The organism is Mycobacterium sp. IDR2000157661 (assembly GCF_022317005.1).
Classification (GTDB): Bacteria; Actinomycetota; Actinomycetes; order Mycobacteriales; family Mycobacteriaceae; genus Mycobacterium.
In genome coordinates this window covers 2,640,743-2,657,003 of the sequence record NZ_CP081006.1, presented here as the reverse complement: position 1 = coordinate 2,657,003, position 16,261 = coordinate 2,640,743, and the positions used below count along the sequence as shown (strand labels likewise).

General features: G+C 67.7%; 18 protein-coding genes. 8 read left to right on the top strand and 10 right to left on the bottom strand.

Annotated features, from left to right (window positions below):
• Positions 1 to 44 precede the first annotated feature (44 nt).
• From K3G64_RS14110 to K3G64_RS14100, 3 genes are read left to right on the top strand one after another with little or no spacing between them, the layout of a single operon-like run.
• Entirely contained in the window at positions 45 to 1,097 is a 1,053-nt protein-coding gene (locus K3G64_RS14110; RefSeq protein WP_238885144.1) for an enoyl-CoA hydratase/isomerase family protein, read from the top strand.
• Positions 1,094 to 1,879, top strand: a complete 786-nt coding sequence (locus K3G64_RS14105; RefSeq protein WP_238885142.1) for an enoyl-CoA hydratase — start codon at positions 1,094 to 1,096, stop codon at positions 1,877 to 1,879. The genes K3G64_RS14110 and K3G64_RS14105 overlap by 4 nt, the downstream gene beginning before the upstream one ends.
• 10 nt (positions 1,880 to 1,889) lie before the next feature.
• Complete coding sequence (locus tag K3G64_RS14100) at positions 1,890 to 3,593, top strand: alpha/beta hydrolase (protein ID WP_238885140.1); 1,704 nt, start codon at positions 1,890 to 1,892, stop codon at positions 3,591 to 3,593.
• Here K3G64_RS14100 and K3G64_RS14095 read toward each other — a convergent pair.
• Together K3G64_RS14095 and K3G64_RS14090 are read right to left on the bottom strand one after the other, a co-directional pair.
• On the bottom strand, positions 3,590 to 3,958 hold the full coding sequence (locus K3G64_RS14095; RefSeq protein ID WP_238885138.1) for a rhodanese-like domain-containing protein: 369 nt from the start codon (positions 3,956 to 3,958) through the stop codon (positions 3,590 to 3,592). The genes K3G64_RS14100 and K3G64_RS14095 overlap by 4 nt on opposite strands.
• Positions 3,958 to 4,503, bottom strand: a complete 546-nt coding sequence (locus K3G64_RS14090; RefSeq protein ID WP_238885136.1) for a cysteine dioxygenase — start codon at positions 4,501 to 4,503, stop codon at positions 3,958 to 3,960. The genes K3G64_RS14095 and K3G64_RS14090 overlap by 1 nt, the downstream gene beginning before the upstream one ends.
• Positions 4,504 to 4,687: 184 nt before the next feature.
• Here K3G64_RS14090 and lpqV point away from each other — a divergent pair, with 184 nt between their 5' ends.
• A complete protein-coding gene (gene lpqV, locus K3G64_RS14085; protein ID WP_238885134.1) occupies positions 4,688 to 5,128 on the top strand; it encodes a lipoprotein LpqV in 441 nt (146 codons plus the stop codon).
• Positions 5,129 to 5,155: 27 nt separating this feature from the next.
• Positions 5,156 to 6,100, top strand: coding sequence for a patatin-like phospholipase family protein (locus K3G64_RS14080; RefSeq protein WP_238885132.1), 945 nt, complete (start codon positions 5,156 to 5,158; stop codon positions 6,098 to 6,100).
• Position 6,101: 1 nt separating this feature from the next.
• Here K3G64_RS14080 and K3G64_RS14075 read toward each other — a convergent pair whose 3' ends face one another.
• Both K3G64_RS14075 and K3G64_RS14070 read right to left on the bottom strand, forming a co-directional pair.
• Positions 6,102 to 6,947 (bottom strand): patatin-like phospholipase family protein, encoded by an 846-nt coding sequence (locus tag K3G64_RS14075; RefSeq protein ID WP_238885130.1) that lies wholly within the window; start codon positions 6,945 to 6,947, stop codon positions 6,102 to 6,104.
• A gap of 90 nt (positions 6,948 to 7,037) precedes the next feature.
• Entirely contained in the window at positions 7,038 to 8,093 is a 1,056-nt protein-coding gene (locus K3G64_RS14070) for an NAD(P)H-dependent amine dehydrogenase family protein (protein ID WP_238885129.1), read from the bottom strand.
• Between the two features lie 208 nt (positions 8,094 to 8,301).
• Between K3G64_RS14070 and K3G64_RS14065 the strand changes: the two genes are divergently transcribed.
• From K3G64_RS14065 to K3G64_RS14055, 3 genes are all read left to right on the top strand, one after another.
• Entirely contained in the window at positions 8,302 to 9,942 is a 1,641-nt protein-coding gene (locus K3G64_RS14065) for a serine/threonine-protein kinase (protein WP_238885127.1), read from the top strand.
• Positions 9,943 to 10,024: 82 nt separating this feature from the next.
• The gene (locus K3G64_RS14060; RefSeq protein WP_238885125.1) at positions 10,025 to 11,224 is read left to right on the top strand and encodes a lipid-transfer protein; all 1,200 of its coding nucleotides are present in this window, start codon (positions 10,025 to 10,027) and stop codon (positions 11,222 to 11,224) included.
• A gap of 55 nt (positions 11,225 to 11,279) precedes the next feature.
• Positions 11,280 to 11,573, top strand: a complete 294-nt coding sequence (locus K3G64_RS14055; RefSeq protein ID WP_238885123.1) for a hypothetical protein — start codon at positions 11,280 to 11,282, stop codon at positions 11,571 to 11,573.
• Between the two features lie 51 nt (positions 11,574 to 11,624).
• Here the strand turns inward: K3G64_RS14055 and K3G64_RS14050 are convergent, their stop codons facing one another.
• The 6 genes from K3G64_RS14050 to K3G64_RS14025 all read right to left on the bottom strand — a co-directional run bounded on the left by K3G64_RS14050 (position 11,625) and on the right by K3G64_RS14025 (position 16,191).
• A complete protein-coding gene (locus tag K3G64_RS14050; RefSeq protein ID WP_238885121.1) occupies positions 11,625 to 11,918 on the bottom strand; it encodes a hypothetical protein in 294 nt (97 codons plus the stop codon).
• A 141-nt stretch (positions 11,919 to 12,059) separates the two neighbouring features.
• A complete protein-coding gene (locus tag K3G64_RS14045; protein WP_238885119.1) occupies positions 12,060 to 13,118 on the bottom strand; it encodes a YncE family protein in 1,059 nt (352 codons plus the stop codon).
• Between the two features lie 359 nt (positions 13,119 to 13,477).
• On the bottom strand, positions 13,478 to 13,891 hold the full coding sequence (locus tag K3G64_RS14040) for an STAS domain-containing protein (protein ID WP_238885118.1): 414 nt from the start codon (positions 13,889 to 13,891) through the stop codon (positions 13,478 to 13,480).
• 117 nt (positions 13,892 to 14,008) lie between these two features.
• Positions 14,009 to 14,458 (bottom strand): ATP-binding protein, encoded by a 450-nt coding sequence (locus K3G64_RS14035; protein WP_238885117.1) that lies wholly within the window; start codon positions 14,456 to 14,458, stop codon positions 14,009 to 14,011.
• A 32-nt stretch (positions 14,459 to 14,490) separates the two neighbouring features.
• On the bottom strand, positions 14,491 to 14,838 hold the full coding sequence (locus K3G64_RS14030) for an STAS domain-containing protein (protein WP_238885116.1): 348 nt from the start codon (positions 14,836 to 14,838) through the stop codon (positions 14,491 to 14,493).
• Between the two features lie 333 nt (positions 14,839 to 15,171).
• Entirely contained in the window at positions 15,172 to 16,191 is a 1,020-nt protein-coding gene (locus tag K3G64_RS14025) for an esterase family protein (protein ID WP_238885115.1), read from the bottom strand.
• Between the last annotated feature and the right edge of the window lie 70 nt (positions 16,192 to 16,261).

The following is a 16,261-nucleotide window of genomic DNA, read 5'->3' as shown; positions in this document are numbered from 1 at the left end:
CCCAAGGCCGTCGGGACGCGGGCGACGATCTAGATTGCATAAGCGTGGGCGAAAACGAGGATGTCCTAGTAAGTGTCGACCGCGGATTCGGCCTGATCACCCTCAACCGGCCCAAGGCCATCAATTCGCTAAGCCATCCGATGGTCACCGCGATGGCGTCGGTGCTCGCTCAGTGGGAGACCGACGACGACGTCACCGCCGTCGTCGCCGACGGGGCGGGCGAACGCGGCCTGTGCGCCGGCGGCGACATCGTCTCGATCTACCACAGCGCCACAGCCACCGGTCCGGAAAAAGGACGTGAGGCGCGGGCGTTCTGGTACGACGAGTACCTGCTCGATGCGCAGATCTCCCGGTTCGCCAAGCCCTACATCGCGCTGATGGACGGCATCGTCATGGGTGGCGGGGTCGGCATCAGCGCTCACGGCAGCGCGCGCGTGGTCACCGACACCACCAAGATGGCCATGCCCGAGGTAGGCATCGGGTTCATTCCAGACGTCGGGGGGACGATGATCCTGTCGCGAGCGCCCGGCCTGCTCGGCTACCACGCGGCGCTGACCGGCGCGAACTTCGACGGCGCCGACGCGATCGAGATGGGATTCGCCGACCACTTCGTGCCCCACGACAGGATCGCCGACTTCAAGGCGGCAGTGATCAGCGACGGTGTCGACGCCGCGCTGGCCGCCTTCGCCATCGAGCCGCCGCCGAGCAACCTTGCCGCACAACGGCACTGGATCGACGAGTGCTACGCGGGTGAAACCGTCGCCGACATCGTCGCCGCACTGCGCGAACGGGACGCCGGCCCCGCCATCGAGGCGGCCGACCTGATCGCCAGCCGCTCGCCGATCTCGGTCTCGGTCGCGCTGGAAGCGCTACGCCGGGCCACCGAACTCGACACACTGGAAGACGTGCTACGTCAGGAGTACCGGACCTCGTGCGGCTCGCTGCGCTCACACGATCTGGTCGAGGGCATCCGCGCCCAGGTCATCGACAAAGACCGCAACCCGAAGTGGTCGCCGGCGTCATTGGCGGCCGTCACCACCGCCGACGTCGAGGCCTACTTCGCGCCGGCCGACCGCGAACTGGAGTTCAACAGATGAACGATGAGACCGGCTTCTCCACCATTCTGGTCACCCGCGACGACCGTGTCGGCACCATCACGTTGAACCGCCCGAAGGCGCTCAACGCGCTCAACAGCCAGGTGATGCACGAAGTCACCACTGCTGCAGCCGAATTGGACGACGACCCGGCAATCGGCGCTATCGTCCTCACCGGCAACGAGAAAGCCTTCGCGGCGGGCGCGGACATCAAGGAGATGGCCGAGCTGAGCTTCGCCGACGTCTTCGGCAGCGACTTCTTCGCCGCGTGGAGCAGGTTCGCCGCCACCCGAACCCCGACGATCGCCGCGGTTGCGGGATACGCGCTCGGCGGCGGCTGCGAGCTGGCGATGATGTGTGACCTGCTGATAGCCGCGGACACCGCGAAGTTCGGTCAGCCCGAGATCAAGCTCGGCGTCCTGCCCGGGATGGGCGGTTCCCAACGGCTCACCCGCGCGATCGGCAAGGCCAAGGCCATGGATCTCATCCTCACCGGTCGCAACATGGACGCTGAAGAGGCCGAGCGCGCCGGGCTGGTGTCGCGGGTGGTGCCTGCCGACCGCCTGCTCGACGAGGCCGACGCGGTCGCCAAGACCATCTCGGGGATGTCGCTGTCGGCGTCCCGGATGGCCAAGGAGGCCGTCAACCGGGCCTTCGAGTCAACGCTGGCCGAAGGGCTGCTCTACGAACGCCGACTGTTCCATTCTGCCTTCGCCACGGACGACCAGACCGAAGGCATGAGCGCGTTCACCGAGAAACGCCCCCCGAACTTCTCGCACCGTTAATAATCTGCCGGTGACCGACACCGAGGCGCCAGCACCGGCACCCGAGCGCGGCGAGGCGCGCGACGAGGCGCCCGCGAAGCCGTGGTGGGTGCGCCACTACACGTTCACCGGCACCGCCCTCGGGCTGGTGTTCATCTGGCTGTCGTTGACCCCGTCGCTGCTGCCGCGCGGACCCCTGTTCCAAGGACTGGTCAGCGGTGCGGCGGGAGCATTCGGCTACGGCTTGGGCGTGTTCGCGGTCTGGCTGGTGCGCTACATGGGATCCAAGGACAGCAGTCCGCCCGCACCCCGGCAGGCGTGGATTGCGCTGGTCGTCATCGGCGTGGTCGGCCAAGTCCTGATGATCATCTACTTCCACGTGTGGCAGAACGAGGTTCGCGGGCTCAACGACGTCGCGCTGCTCAGGTTCTGGGACTACCCGCTGACGGCGGTGCTGTCCGTCGTGACGCTGTTCGTTCTCGTCGAGATCGGTCAGCTGATCGGCAGGCTGGTGCGGTTCCTTGTGCGCCAGCTCAACCGATTTGCGCCGCCGCGGGTTTCGGCCGTCGTCGCGGTGGCGCTACTGCTCGCGTTGGCCATCGCGCTGATCAACGGTGTCGTGGTGCGTGTCGCAATGGACACGATCAACAAGACGTTCGCCGCCGTCAACGACGAGACCGACCCCGACTTCCCCGCTACGACGTCGCCGTTGCGGTCCGGCGGCCCCGAATCGTTGGCCAGCTGGGAGTCGCTCGGCCACCAGGGCCGGGTGTTCGTGTCGGCCGGACCGACCGTAGAGGAACTGTCGGAGTTCAACGGCAGGCCCGCAGTCGAGCCCATCCGCGCCTACGCCGGACTGCATTCCGCCGAGGGCATCAAGGCCACCGCGGCCCTGGCCGCGCGCGAGCTGCAGCGCACGGGTGGACTCGACCGCGGCCTCGTCGCCGTGGCCACCACCACGGGCACCGGCTGGATCAACGAGGCCGAGGCCAGCGCCCTGGAGTACATGTACAACGGCGACACCGCGATCGTGTCGATGCAGTATTCGTTCCTGCCCAGCTGGCTGTCGTTCCTGGTGGACAAGGAGAACGCGCGGCAGGCCGGGCAGGCGCTGTTCGAGGCCGTCGACGCGCTGATCCGCGAAATGCCGGAGGCACAGCGACCGCGCCTGGTCGTCTTCGGCGAGAGCCTGGGCTCCTTCGGCGGCGAGGCGCCGTTCCTGGCGCTGAACAACCTGATCGCGCGCACCGACGGCGCGCTGTTCTCCGGGCCGACGTTCAACAACACGATCTGGACGCAGCTGACCCGCGATCGCGACGCCGGTTCGCCGATGTGGCTGCCGATCTACGACAAGGGTGAGAACGTCCGGTTCGCCGCGCGCGCCGACAACCTGGTGCGGCCCGACGCCCCCTGGGGCAACCCCCGCGTGGTCTACTTGCAGCACGCGTCTGATCCGATCGCGTGGTTCAATCCCGACCTGCTGTTCTCCGAACCGGACTGGCTGCGCGAACCGCGCGGCTACGACGTCTCCGGTCGCATGCAGTGGATTCCTGTGGTCACCTTCCTGCAGGTGTCGGCGGACATGGCAGTAGCCGTCGACGTGCCCGACGGCCACGGCCACGTCTACGTCAAGGACGTGGCCAATGCCTGGGCGGCGATCCTGCAACCCCCGGGCTGGACGCCGCAGAAGACGGAACGGCTCCGCCCGCTGCTGTCCAACGACGAGAACGCCTAGAAGACGACATCTTTGAGTGCCTGGTAGCCACCGATGACGTCGGTCGACCGGTGCAGGCCGAGGTCGAGCAGCGCGGCGGCAGCCAGGCTGGACGTGTAACCCTCCGAGCAGAGCACCACCCACTCCACGTCGTCGTCGACGGCCTCAGGCAGCCGCGCACCACTCGTGGGGTCGCACCGCCACTCCAGCACATTGCGTTCGATCACCAGCGCCGCCGGAACTTCACCCTCGAGTTCACGCTGTGCTTGCGGCCGGATGTCGACCAGGATGGCACCGCGAGCCAACGCCGCGGGCACCTCCGATGCCTCGTACCTGGCCAGGCGGGCCCGGGCATCGTCCAGCACACGGTCGATTCGACTGGTCATCATCCCTCCGGAGTTCCGGTGAGCTCGGTGCGGTTGCGGCGCAGCGTGTTACGTGCGGTCACGTCGTAGTAGGACATCGCGGTGAGCGGCGGCGAGTATGCGTGCACACTCAGCGTCGGCGCGATGGGATCGGCCCCGTCGCCTTCGGGCGCCCAGACCACATCGTGCACCCAGCCCAACGGAAAGGCGGCCTGGTCCCCGGCGGCCAGCCGGCGGTGCCGCAACCCGCGCCCATCCCAGCGAGTCTCGCGCAACGCGCCGGAGACCACCGTCAGCGCGCCGAACGAGCCGCCGTGGTCGTGTAGTTCGGTCGATCGGTCCGGCACCCAGCTGATCAACCACAGGTCGAGTTCCTCGTCGCCGTACAGGCGGGTGTACCAGCGCTCGTCGCGAGGCGGCCCGTCGGCAGGCAGCAAGTGGTCGCACCGGCCACTGAGCACGTCGTCGGCGCCTCGGTCGGCGGCCGACAGCAGATCAGGAAGCCGCAGTCGGGTCGGTGCGGAGACCGCGGGAACGGCATACGGAAAGACTGCAGGGGAAACCATGCAAGCTCCAGGAGAACGGACAACAGGACAGGGGCGGGGGCAGCTAGGCCCGGCAACACTCCTGGTATCCGGTCGTCATGCGCTCGAGGCTAACACGGCGGCTGCCTGAACGCCGCGGCAGAGCCGAGCACTCCTAACGCGGGGCGGGCTGCCCGGTGTCCGGTCGATTGCCTAGATTGGCGGGATGCGCCAACGTCACGCCGTTGCGGCGATCATCGTGACCGTCGGGATGCTCGCCGGGTGCTCGTCGGACGGGGAGGACGCCGCTCCCGCACCCGAGACCCCCGCGACCACAACGTCCGAAGCCACTGACACCAGCTCCGAAACCCCGACCGCGGCACCGGGTTCGGTGGACGTCTCCCCCGGAGGAGTCACCACCGCCGTCGGCGCACCCGCCGAGTCGACCGAGGAGGAGTACTCCAAGGCCTGCATCACCGCCAAAGCGTGGATGGACCAGCAGGGCGGCGACCCGAAGTCGCAGATCGAGCCGTACCTGGGCATGCTGCAGTCAACGGATTCGGCCGGTCCGGGAACGTACGGCACGCCGTGGTCGCAGCTGTCGCCCGAACGCCAGGCCGCGGTGATCGTCGCCGTCCGGGCGGCGGCCGACGAACTCTGCGGCTGACCGCCCGAACAGGCGGACAATAGCGCTATGGCTGGCAACCGGGTGGCGCTGGCGCTGGGCAGCGGGGGTGCGCGGGGGTACGCCCACATCGGCGTGATCAACGAACTGCAGCACCGTGACTACGAGATCGTCGGCATCGCAGGGTCGTCGATGGGCGCGCTCGTCGGCGGCCTGAGCGCGGCCGGGAAACTCGAGGAGTTCGCCGAGTGGGCCAAGTCCCTGACGCAGGCCGCCGTGTTGCGGCTGCTGGACCCGAAGATCGGCGCGGCCGGTGCGCTGCGGGCAGCCAAGATCCTCGACGCGGTGCGCGACATCCTCGGCGACGTCCGCATCGAGGATCTGCCGATTCCCTACACGGCGGTGTCGACCGATCTCATCGCGGGCAAGTCGGTGTGGCTGCAACGCGGGCCTGTCGACGCGGCGATCCGCGCGTCCATCGCGATCCCGGGGGTGATCACTCCGCATCTGCTCGACGGTCGGCTGCTCGCCGACGGCGGCATTCTGGACCCGTTGCCGATGGCCCCGATCGCGGCCGTCAACGCCGACCTCACCATCGCGGTGTCGTTGGCGGGCAGCGAGTCCGGCGGCGCCGAAGAACCCGTCGACAGCGGTCCCCGCGCCACCAGCGAGTGGCTGACGCGAGTCTGGCGCGGCACCACCTCCCTGTTCGAGAGCGCCAGAGCCGAGGACCCCGACGACAGCGCGAACGAAGAGGAGCTCGTCGACGCGACCAAGGAGGTGGCGGTGCCCAAGCTCGGCAGCTTCGAGGTGATGAACCGCACGATCGACATCGCGCAGGCCGCGCTCGCTCGACACATACTCGCGGGGTATCCGCCCGATCTCCTGATCGAAGTGCCGCGCTCCGCCTGCCGCAGCTTGGAGTTCCACCGCGCCGCCGAGGTCATCGAGGTGGGCCGCGAACTGGCCGCGACCGCGCTGGACAAAGCCGAAGAAGCCGGTACCAGAAGCTGATTCAGCAGCCCAGAACCTCCCTCACCGCGGCGGCAACCTCGCGGCCCTGACGCCGGCCGGCGTGTGCCGACGGCGCCCGGCATGCCGGATCCAGCGGGTTGGCGCCGAACGCCTCGAGTGAGGTGTCGTCGGCGAAGACACCGAACGCGGCACGAGCGGCCACCTCGTCGGCGGCTCCGGTGCCGAACGGCGACGGTGACGAAACCCCGTGCGGTACCAGCGCGACAGCCACATCGCAGTCGTCGGCGAGCGCCAGGTTGACGGTACTGCCGACCCCGCCGTCCATGAACCGGCGGCCTGCGATGGTCACAGGCGGCCACACTCCCGGCACCGCGCAGCTGGCCGCGACCGCGTCGACAAGGCCCACACCCGACGTCCGATCGAAGGTGACGAGCTCACCGGTGGCGGTGTCGATCGCCGTGATGAGCAGATCGCGCTCCGGCCATTCGTGGCTCGGCAGCCGGTGCGCGATCACCTCTCGGCGGATCGGTTCGGTCACGGTGTCGGCACTGAGCGCGACGGCACCGATCCGCCGAAGTACCTCGGCCTTGGAACCGGGCTGGGCCATCGCGGACAGGAACATCTCGGTGATCTCCTCGACACCCACATCCGGTTTGATCTCCGTGGACGACGCCGCCGTCTGCCGGTCGAAGAGTTCGTCGAGCCCCAGGCCGCTGCCGAGTTGGGCGGCGACGGCGGCACCCGCCGACGTGCCGACAATGACGTCGGACTCCAGAAGCGCCCGCGCGGTCACACTGGACTCGTCGGCGATGCCCGCCAGGATTCCGGTCTCCCAGGCGATGCCCGCCAGCCCACCGCCGGCGAGCACCAGAGCTCGTCTCGTCACAGCTCGTGAGTGTGCCAGGCGCCGCCGCCGGCCGTCACGCGAGGTTCGCCGGTGCGTTCCCACCCGCCTGCCGGACCGGCGTAACGGTCGCTACCGAATCCCGTGGCGCGGCGCGGCTTTCCCACTGATCAACGGCAGGTCCAGATATGTCGCGATGCCGGGGTCGGCGGCACACACCGCGGGTATGGAGTTCACGCAGTGTGCGGCGGTACCGACGATGCCGTATTCCGGTCCCTCGCCGCCGACCGCCGACTGGAAGCCCTTGACCACGATCGACACGTCGGGGTTGCCGTGCACCTCCATCTCGTAGCGCTGGCCTTCGGGGCCGAATGTCCAAGCGGGATCCAGGTTTTCCTCGCCCATCAGCCAGTTCACCGTCACCCGCACCACCGGTTCACCGTCGACCAGCGCATCCCAGTGGAACTTGCGGCCCGCGACCTGCCCCGGCTCGATGACGCCGATGGGCGATTCGATCGGCGCCGTGGCCACCGCGATCTCCTGCGAGGACCGCACTTTCGGGTCGGCGGCGAAACCCACCTTGTCGACCACCATCCGGACGGCCTGGATGAAGCCGCCGTCGAGCAGCTTCTGCATCGGCCCGCTCAGCGCCTTGTCCGGCACCTCACCGAAGCCCATCACGTGCCGTACGACGTCGGGCGCCTCGTAGGTGCGCAGATCGGAGTACTCCTCGGCCCGCACGAAGGTCACGCCGGTGGAGAACGCCGAGAACAGCAGCGGGAACTTCTCGCTGATGCCGCCCGGCGCGATGCCGGTGCCGTGCAGCGTCGCGTTGCCCTCGATCGCCGCCTCCCGCAGCGGAGCGCCCTGACGGTCGCTGGGGTACACCCAACCGACCGGGGTGACGACGTTCTTGCCGGACCGCAGCAGCGCGGCGACCTCCTCGGGGTTGGGCAGCAGCGGTGAGTACACGACCGCGTCGGCATCGAGGGCGACGATCTCCTCGACGCTGTCGGTCGCGACCACGCCCAACGGTCCGGTACCGATGATGTCCCCGACGTCCCGGCCCGCCTTGTCCGGCGAGTGCACCCAGCAGCCGACGAGTTCGAGGTCGGGATGCTCGAGCACGCCCTTGATCGCCGCGACGCCGACACCGCCGGTCGCCCACTGCACCACCCGCAGGCCCATACCGCCTCCTGGTCCGAAACTAGAACACGTTCTACTCAGGCAGGTCTACACCATCGCGCACCGGCCGCGGGTCACAATCACGCCGATGCCGGCCGCTCGACTTGCCGCCGCCCTTGGCAGCAGCGGTCGCATCCGGCATTGAGACGCATCCGCACTGACGCGGCATTAGGGTGGTTACCCAGCGCGTACGCACGACAGGGAGCATCCGATGAACGACCCCGCTGCGGGGGGATCACGCGTTGGATCCCAGCTCGGCCCGTATCGGCTGCGTCGGCTGCTGGGCAAGGGCGGCATGGGCGAGGTGTACGAGGCCGAGGACACCGTCAAGGACCGCATCGTCGCGCTGAAGCTGTTGCCCGAGTCCGCCGCCCACGACCCGGTGTTCCGCAAGCGGTTGCAGCGCGAGGCCCATGCGGCCGGCCGGCTGCAGGAACCGCATGTCGTCCCGATTCACGACTACGGCGAGATCGACGGCCTGCTCTATGTCGACATGCGCATGATCGACGGCACCGATCTGCGCAAGATGCTCGATGACCGCGGGCCCATGACGCCCTCGCGTGCGGTGGCGATCGTCAAACAGATCGCCTCGGCGCTGGACGCCGCGCACGAAAGCGGGGTGATGCATCGCGATGTGAAACCCGAGAACATCATCCTGACCGGCGACGACTTCGCCTACCTCGTCGATTTCGGCATCGCCAACGCCGCTTCCGACGAGAAGCTGACCCAGCTGGGCACCGCCGTCGGCACATACGCCTACATGGCGCCGGAACGATTCACCAACGACGAGGTCACCCACCGCGCCGACGTCTATGCGCTGACCTGCGTGCTGCACGAATGCCTTACCGGCACACAACCGTTCACCGGCGACAGCGTCAGCGCGGTGATCACCGCCCATCTGATGCAGCCGGCACCCAGGCCCAGCCGGCAGCGACACGGGGTCCCGCCCGCCTTCGACACGGTGATCGCCCGCGGCATGGCCAAGAACCCGCAGGACCGCTATGCCAGCGCGGGCGAGCTGGCCGCCGCAGCCAATCATGCACTGACACAACGAGATCAGGATCAGGCCGCCACAATTCTGCAACGCAGCGCGGCCGCGACGCCGTACCCACCGCCGCCACCACCACCGGCCCAACGGCCCGCGCCGATCCACCGAACTCCGCCGCCGGGGCCCGTCTGGGCGGGCGTGCCACCACCGCCGGGACCGCCGCCCGGCATGCCGGGTCCGCCGCGCAGCCGAACGCCGTGGATACCGATCGCCGCGGCCGCAGGGGTGCTCGTGCTCGTGCTCGGCGCACTGGGGATCTGGTTGGCGGTCGGGCCCGACGACCCCGCATCGGGCATCGCCAGCAGCGCCACTTCCGAGCCGACGATGACGTCCGAGCGCACCACCGCGCGCACCCCGCGCACCGCGCCCGCGCCGAACCCGGACTCGTTCGACGCCAAGCTGCTGGGCCTGCTGCCGCGCGGCTACGAGGCCGGGGCGTGCGAACCCGTGCGCCCGCCCGCCGCGGGGTCGCTGGCGACAGTCGATTGCGGTCAGGCCTCACCCGACGGCGGCCCGGCGAACGCCCGCTACTCGCTCTACGCGGATCAACAGGCCCTCGACAGGGCGTTCGACGAGTCGGTCGCGGCGAACTCCGAACTGGTGCAGTGCCCCGACAGCGGCGTCGAATCGCCGAGCACCTGGCACTACACCGCCACTCCCGACACGGTCGAGGGCCGCATCGCCTGTGGCGTCTACAACGGCAACCAGGACGTGACGTGGACCAAGAACGGCGACCTGGTGCTCGGCGACGCGCAGAGCCAGAACCTCGTGGATCTGCACAACTGGTGGCTCAAGTACGGCTGATCCCTCGCCGCTGCCGGGCCGCCGGAATGGTGCGCACGCTGTATGTTTGTCCTGATCGCAGCGCAGCGAAAGGATTCGAGGCATGACCGCCAGAAGCAACAAGGTTTTCGTCGTCGGTGTCGGCATGACGAAGTTCGAGAAGCCCGGCCGGCGGGAGGGTTGGGACTATCCGCAGATGGCCAAGGAGTCCGGAACCAAGGCCCTTGACGACGCCGGAATCCACTACTCGCAGGTACAGCAGGGCTTCGTCGGTTACTGCACCGGCGATTCGACGTCGGGCAACCGGGCGCTTTACGAACTGGGCATGACGGGCATCCCGATCGTCAACGTCAACAACAACTGCTCCACCGGGTCGACGGCGCTGTTCCTGGCCGCGCAGACGATTCGCGGCGGGCTCGCCGACTGCACCATCGCGCTGGGCTTCGAGAAGATGCAGCCTGGCGCGCTTCAGGGTGGCGCCGAGGACCGCGAATCGCCACTGGGCAGGCACATCAAAGCGCTCACCGAGATCGAGGAGTTCGCATTCCCCGTGGCACCGTGGATGTTCGCCGCTGCCGGCCGCGAACACATGCGCCAATACGGTTCCACCGCCGAACATTTCGCCAAGATCGGCTACAAGAACCACAAACACTCGGTGAACAATCCGTACGCGCAGTTCCAGGAGGAGTACAGCCTCGACGACATCCTCGGCGCAAGGATGATCTCCGACCCGGTGACCAAGTTGCAGTGCTCGCCGACGTCCGACGGCTCGGGTGCGGCGATCCTGGCCAGCGAGGAGTTCGTCGACAAGCACGGCCTGGCCGGCCGGGCGGTGGAAATCGTCGGACAGGCGATGACCACCGACTTCGAGTCCACGTTCGACGGCAGCGCCCGCAACGTCATCGGCTACGACATGAACGTCCAGGCCTCGCGACAGGTCTACGAGCAATCAGGCCTGGGGCCCAGCGACTTTCAGGTCATCGAACTGCACGACTGCTTCTCGGCCAACGAATTGCTGCTCTACGAGGCTCTGGGGCTGTGCGGTGAGGGCGAGGCCCCGAAGCTGATCGACAACAACGACACCACCTACGGCGGTCGCTGGGTGGTCAACCCCTCCGGCGGCCTGATCTCCAAGGGCCATCCGCTGGGCGCGACGGGGCTGGCCCAATGCGCGGAGCTGACGTGGCAACTGCGTGGCATGGCCGACGCCCGCCAGGTCGACGATGTGACGGCCGCGCTGCAGCACAACATCGGCCTCGGCGGCGCGGCCGTGGTGACGGCTTACCAGCGCGCCGAGCGGTAATGGTGGATCATTGACCGGACACGGAACGGGAGGTCGGCCCATGCAGATTATTCGGATGGTTGCCGTGGCTGCGGGTGTGAGTGGGCTGTTGGTCGCGCCGGCCGCGCTGGCGTCGGCTCAGCAGGAGACGGCAGCCGAGGTGATCGAGAAGCTGGAGTCCGAGGGCTACACGGTCCGGATCGACAAGATCGGGACCGGACCGCTCGATCAGTGCGTCGTGACCAGTGTCCGCAATCCGCAGGAGTTCACTCAGTTGGTGCCGCTCCTGGGCGGAAACCAGGATGGCGTGCTCTTCCCCGTGATCCTCAGCAAGCCGGTCTCGGTCTCGCTGGACTGTTCCGGCCCGTAGTCATTTCGATGTGGTTGGTCGCAGTGCGCGACCGACCACCCCGAAGTCGCCCTACCGCGAGCAGTCGACGGTGACGGTGATCGAACGATCGGCGACCACCTGGATCAAATCGTCGCCCCGTCGCACGAATTCCGTTCGCTCCCTTGCGTTTCGGATATCGGTGACCAGGCATTCATCGAGTGGTGCACTCCCGACTCGGTTGACTTTGACGTCGAAGCCCTGCGCCTCCAACTGGGCGATGGTCAGTTCGGCCGACTCGGCCGCCGAGGCAATGGCCGCAGGCGCGGCGATCGCCCCGCAGGCCGCCGCGGCGATCCCGGCCAGTGTCAACAGCGTTGCGCGCATACTCCGCGCCTCCCTTCGTGTCACGAAGACCCGGTGGCCTTCACGCGGTACGACGGGACAGCCGCAGGGAAGGTTCAACGCAATTCTCGGCAATTTCAGAGCAACCGAGAACCGCGGGCCGGAGGTGCGCCGCGCAGGTGTCTAGACCGTGGCCGGCTCCGGCTCGTGGACCTCGGGGACGACGATCGGGTCGGTGGCGATGAAGTGCGAGTACAGCAACGGCACCGTCGTGTCGATCGAGAACACCGTCACCCCGCCGTCGTAGTCGGCGACGTAGAGGCGACCACCATGGAAGTCGACCGCGACACTGGAGGGCTGAACGTCCATATCGATGGTGTCGACGACGTCGAGCGTCATCGCGCAAACCACCACGATCCGGTCGTAATCGACGATGTAGGCGCGGGTTTTGTCCGCCCCCATCGCCAATTGCGTAGGTGCGCCACCGATTTCGACGAGGCCCGCGATCCGGCCGGTCGCCAGGTCGATGACGTTGAGCACCCCACCACTGACTCGGTCCGAGGTCAACACGTAGGCCGTTCCGTCGGCGATGGCGATATCGCGGACCGGCGGACCGATCGGCACCGCGCGCTCGACCCGTGCGGTCTCGATATCGACGACCACCAGTCCGCTGCCGCGGGCATCGGTGGTCGCGATGTAGAGGCGCTCACCGGTCGAATCGACCTCGAGGGCGTCGATGCCGATGCCGGCGCCCGTCGCCACGTCGATGGTTCCCACCCGCTCGGCGGTCACGTCGATGACCGCGACGTCGATGTGGCCGTCCCCGGTGCGCCCGGCATATACGCGCTTGCCGTCCGGGCTGACCGCCAATGCGGTGATGCTGAACGCCAGCGGATACGTGCGCAGGACGGTCCTGGTGGCCGGATCGATTACGGCAACCTCGTCCTTATGGCTCCACGACGAGGTGCTGACGTAGGCGCGGTCTGCCGTCACGGCCACTGCGAAAGGCTCCCCGGGCACCGCCATGATCGCTTCCACCGCCAACGTCCGCGGGTTGAGCAGCGTGACGCTGTCGTCGCCGGGATGGGTCACCAGTGTCGCGCCCCGGCCGGTGGTGGCGATATCACCGATCGGCCCGCGACGCACCGCAACCGAACTCAGCGCGCCGGGAGTCACCTTGGCCTCGCTGTTCACTCGCGACTCAGAAGCGTTCTCACGCACCAGAAAACTAGCCATTCTCATTCGGACCTCCGCCGGTATGACGTTCACCGGCTGTCGATTTCACGTCTCAGCGCCTGTTGCGCTTGGTTGCGGTCGAGTCTAGCGACGAAATTCGGCGCGCCACGGCGCCGCAAAAGTCAAGCGGCCCAGAAGTTTCGAAACCTCTCAGACATCGCTTAGAAAACTTCCCGTCACCCGCACGTGCATGCCGTGGAGCTGACTGCGCCACACCCCTGACGTGCGTCTACCGAGCCGCGGCGCGCCTCACCCAAATGAGCACACGCTTAAACCTCGGTAACGGATTCTTAGATTCGGCGGCGAAAGTGAGCGGTAGATCACACGGGCAGAGCCTGTCGAACACCACGGAATCGCGGGCGTTGCTAGGCGGTTTCCACCAGGCGCAGCGACGCCCTGCGAGCCGGCGCCGGACCCTGCGGCTCCGCGAGGGGGATCAGCCGCTCGGGGTCACAGAGCCCGAGCACGCGTGTCACAGGCGTGCCCGCCAGCACGCACCACGGCACCCCGGCACGGCTGAGGTGGGCGTTGACGGCGTGCAGCGCCGCCACGCCGTCGAAGGCGAAGAACTGAACTTCGGACAGGTCCAGGGTGACGCGCCTGGCGTCGTCGACCGCCTCGCAGACGGAGACGGCGAATTCCTTGGCATTACAGGCGTCCACTTCCCCCGACGCCGAGACGGTGATGTGTTTCGCCTTGTCGCTGGCCCAGGTGCTCGCGCTGACCGACAGCCGTCGCCCCGGCGAAGGCGGTGGTTGACCGATGGTTGCGACCGACACCTCAGCCCCCGGCAACCTTGTCGCGACGAGAGTTCCCGTCCATCACACGCTCGCTTCCTGTGGCGATTTTCACAGCAAGTGCTCGTGTTCCCACGGTGGCGGCCGGCCAAACACCGACTATGCGGACGTGGCGTACGGCTCTTGGTTCTGCAGGGCGCAGTCGTCGAACTCCATCCGGACCTGGGTGCCGGAAGGCTCGCGCTCGATGGTGGTCCGGTCGGCCAGTGCCTGCATCAGCTGGATGCCGCGTCCCCTGGTGTTGGGCTTGCCGTCCGGAACCTTCTCCAGCCAGGTGCCGTGGTCGCTGACCTGGACCAACAGTCGGCGGTCAGACGTGTCGTAGCTGGCGGTCACCGACATCGTGCCAGCCTCGCCCGAGTCGACGTAAGCGAACTCCGCAGCATTGGTCAGCGCCTCGTTGACGGCAAGGAGCACGTCGTTCAGCCGGACGGCGTCGAACGCGAAGTTCTCGCGCAGCCACTGCGCGAAGGCATGGCGGAACTCGGCCACTGTCTGCGCATCAGCGGGGCCGTTGCTCGAATACCCGAGTTCGGTCGGATCGTTCATGGTGACGAATGGTTACCCCGTCGGCCCCGCGATCATGCAGCGAAGTTGTCCAGCGCCACTTCCAGCGACGAGAACAAGTCGATGAGGTCGGCGATCCCGGTGATCTTAAGGGGCCTGCTGGTGGCGGCTCCCTCGGCGACGACGGCGAACCGAGTCTGGGCGCCGTCGGTCTGGTTGTGGGTCTCCATCAGCACCTGCATCCCCGCGGAGCCCAGGAACTCCACCTTGGTCAGGTCGATGATCAACCCGGCGGGCTCCTTGCTCAGGACGGCGTCGACGGCGTCTTTGAGCTGCGGAGCTGTGAGCATGTCGAGATCGCCGGACGCGGCGACCACCGCCACCTGTCCCACCCAGTTCTCGGTACAAAGCTGTGCGTTCAAGCCTCACCTCTTGTTTGGCAACCACCGAAGCGGTCATGACCCGATCTCGAGAGGCTGCCGTCTGAACCCGGGCAACAGGTTAGCGACTTCCTCGATCAAATGCATCGTCGGGCACCCGTCCGCGCCGGTCAAAGCAGCAATATATAGGACATTACTGACCCGTGCCGAACCTGCCGGCGGGCCGCACTGCTCAACGCGATACGCCCAGGTCAGAGGGAACGCCGCTGCACGACCGACCCGCTGCCGAGCCTGGACGCAGGCGGGAGCGTCGACGTGAACTGGGCGAGCTTTGGGCGTGCCGCCACTGGCGAGGGACTCTGCGACGACGCCTGACTACGGCGCCGGCGGCGGCGGTGGCGGCGGCGCCGGTGGCGGTGGCGCTGGTGGCGGTGGCGGTGGCGCCCCGACGATCCGCACCAGCTCCGGCTTCATCGCCTGTAGCTGAGCACCCCAGTAGCCCCAGCTGTGGGTTCCGTCGGCCGGGAAGTTGAAGACGGCGTTGCGGCCACCGGCGGCCTGGTATCGGCGCTGGAAGTCCTTGTTCGTCGACAGCGTGATGTTCTCCAGGAACTGCGCGCTGTACTGGGTGCCGAAGTTCGCGCCGTCATCGAGTTCCGACGTCGCCCCATTGCCGCAGTAGATCCATAGTGCGGTGTTGTTGGCGACCAGCGTGTTGATGTTGACCATCGGATCGTTGCGCCGCCACGCGGGATCCGACGACGGGCCCCACATGTCGGTGGCGTTGTAACCGCCCGCGTCCTTCATCGAGAAGCCGATCAGCGTGGGCCACAACCCCGTAGACGGGTTGAGGTAACCCGAAAGCGAGCTGGCGAAGATGAACTGCGTCGGATGCCATACGGCCAGCGTGAGTGCCGCACTGCCCGACATCGATACGCCCACCACTGCGTTACCGGTCGGCGCCTGACCCCGGTTGGCGGCCAACCATGCGGGCAGTTCCCGGGTCAGGAAGGTCTCCCACTTATAGGTCACCGGGCCTGCACTGCCCGCGGCCGGCCGGTACCAGTCGGTGTAGAAGCTGGACTGCCCGCCGACGGGCATCACCACCGAGACACCGGATCCGTGAAACCACTCGAACGCGGCGGTGTTGACGTCCCAACCGCTGGCGTCCTCCTGCGCGCGAAGTCCGTCGAGCAGATAGACCGAGTGCGGGCCGCCGCCCTGGAATTGGACGCGGATGTTGCGGCCCATCGACGGAGACGGCACATCGAGCGATTCCACCGGCAGGCCGTCGCGCGAATACGCAGCCGCCGTTGGTGTTTCGGCCGCACCGCCGAGGCCCACCAGGGCCGCAGCAAGTACCGCGCCCACCCTGCCCCACGTCAACTTGACCATCGCAAGGCAAACTAACAGCGTCGCGGTGGCGGTGCCGGTGCGGCGCGCGCGGCTTGATCAGCTTGTTATG

What these genes read in the sequence shown, in the direction of transcription:
- K3G64_RS14095 (WP_238885138.1), bottom strand. Translation starts at nt 3,958, where the DNA reads ATGACCAGTCGAATCGACCGTGTGCTGGACGATGCCCGGGCCCGCCTG.
- K3G64_RS14070 (WP_238885129.1), bottom strand. Translation starts at nt 8,093, where the DNA reads ATGGGCCTGCGGGTGGTGCAGTGGGCGACCGGCGGTGTCGGCGTCGCG.
- K3G64_RS14025 (WP_238885115.1), bottom strand. Translation starts at nt 16,191, where the DNA reads ATGGTCAAGTTGACGTGGGGCAGGGTGGGCGCGGTACTTGCTGCGGCC.
- K3G64_RS14105 (WP_238885142.1), top strand. Translation starts at nt 1,094, where the DNA reads ATGAACGATGAGACCGGCTTCTCCACCATTCTGGTCACCCGCGACGAC.
- K3G64_RS14060 (WP_238885125.1), top strand. Translation starts at nt 10,025, where the DNA reads ATGACCGCCAGAAGCAACAAGGTTTTCGTCGTCGGTGTCGGCATGACG.
- K3G64_RS14065 (WP_238885127.1), top strand. Translation starts at nt 8,302, where the DNA reads ATGAACGACCCCGCTGCGGGGGGATCACGCGTTGGATCCCAGCTCGGC.
- K3G64_RS14035 (WP_238885117.1), bottom strand. Translation starts at nt 14,458, where the DNA reads ATGAACGATCCGACCGAACTCGGGTATTCGAGCAACGGCCCCGCTGAT.
- K3G64_RS14080 (WP_238885132.1), top strand. Translation starts at nt 5,156, where the DNA reads ATGGCTGGCAACCGGGTGGCGCTGGCGCTGGGCAGCGGGGGTGCGCGG.
- lpqV (WP_238885134.1), top strand. Translation starts at nt 4,688, where the DNA reads ATGCGCCAACGTCACGCCGTTGCGGCGATCATCGTGACCGTCGGGATG.
- K3G64_RS14045 (WP_238885119.1), bottom strand. Translation starts at nt 13,118, where the DNA reads ATGAGAATGGCTAGTTTTCTGGTGCGTGAGAACGCTTCTGAGTCGCGA.
- K3G64_RS14090 (WP_238885136.1), bottom strand. Translation starts at nt 4,503, where the DNA reads ATGGTTTCCCCTGCAGTCTTTCCGTATGCCGTTCCCGCGGTCTCCGCA.
- K3G64_RS14050 (WP_238885121.1), bottom strand. Translation starts at nt 11,918, where the DNA reads ATGCGCGCAACGCTGTTGACACTGGCCGGGATCGCCGCGGCGGCCTGC.
- K3G64_RS14055 (WP_238885123.1), top strand. Translation starts at nt 11,280, where the DNA reads ATGGTTGCCGTGGCTGCGGGTGTGAGTGGGCTGTTGGTCGCGCCGGCC.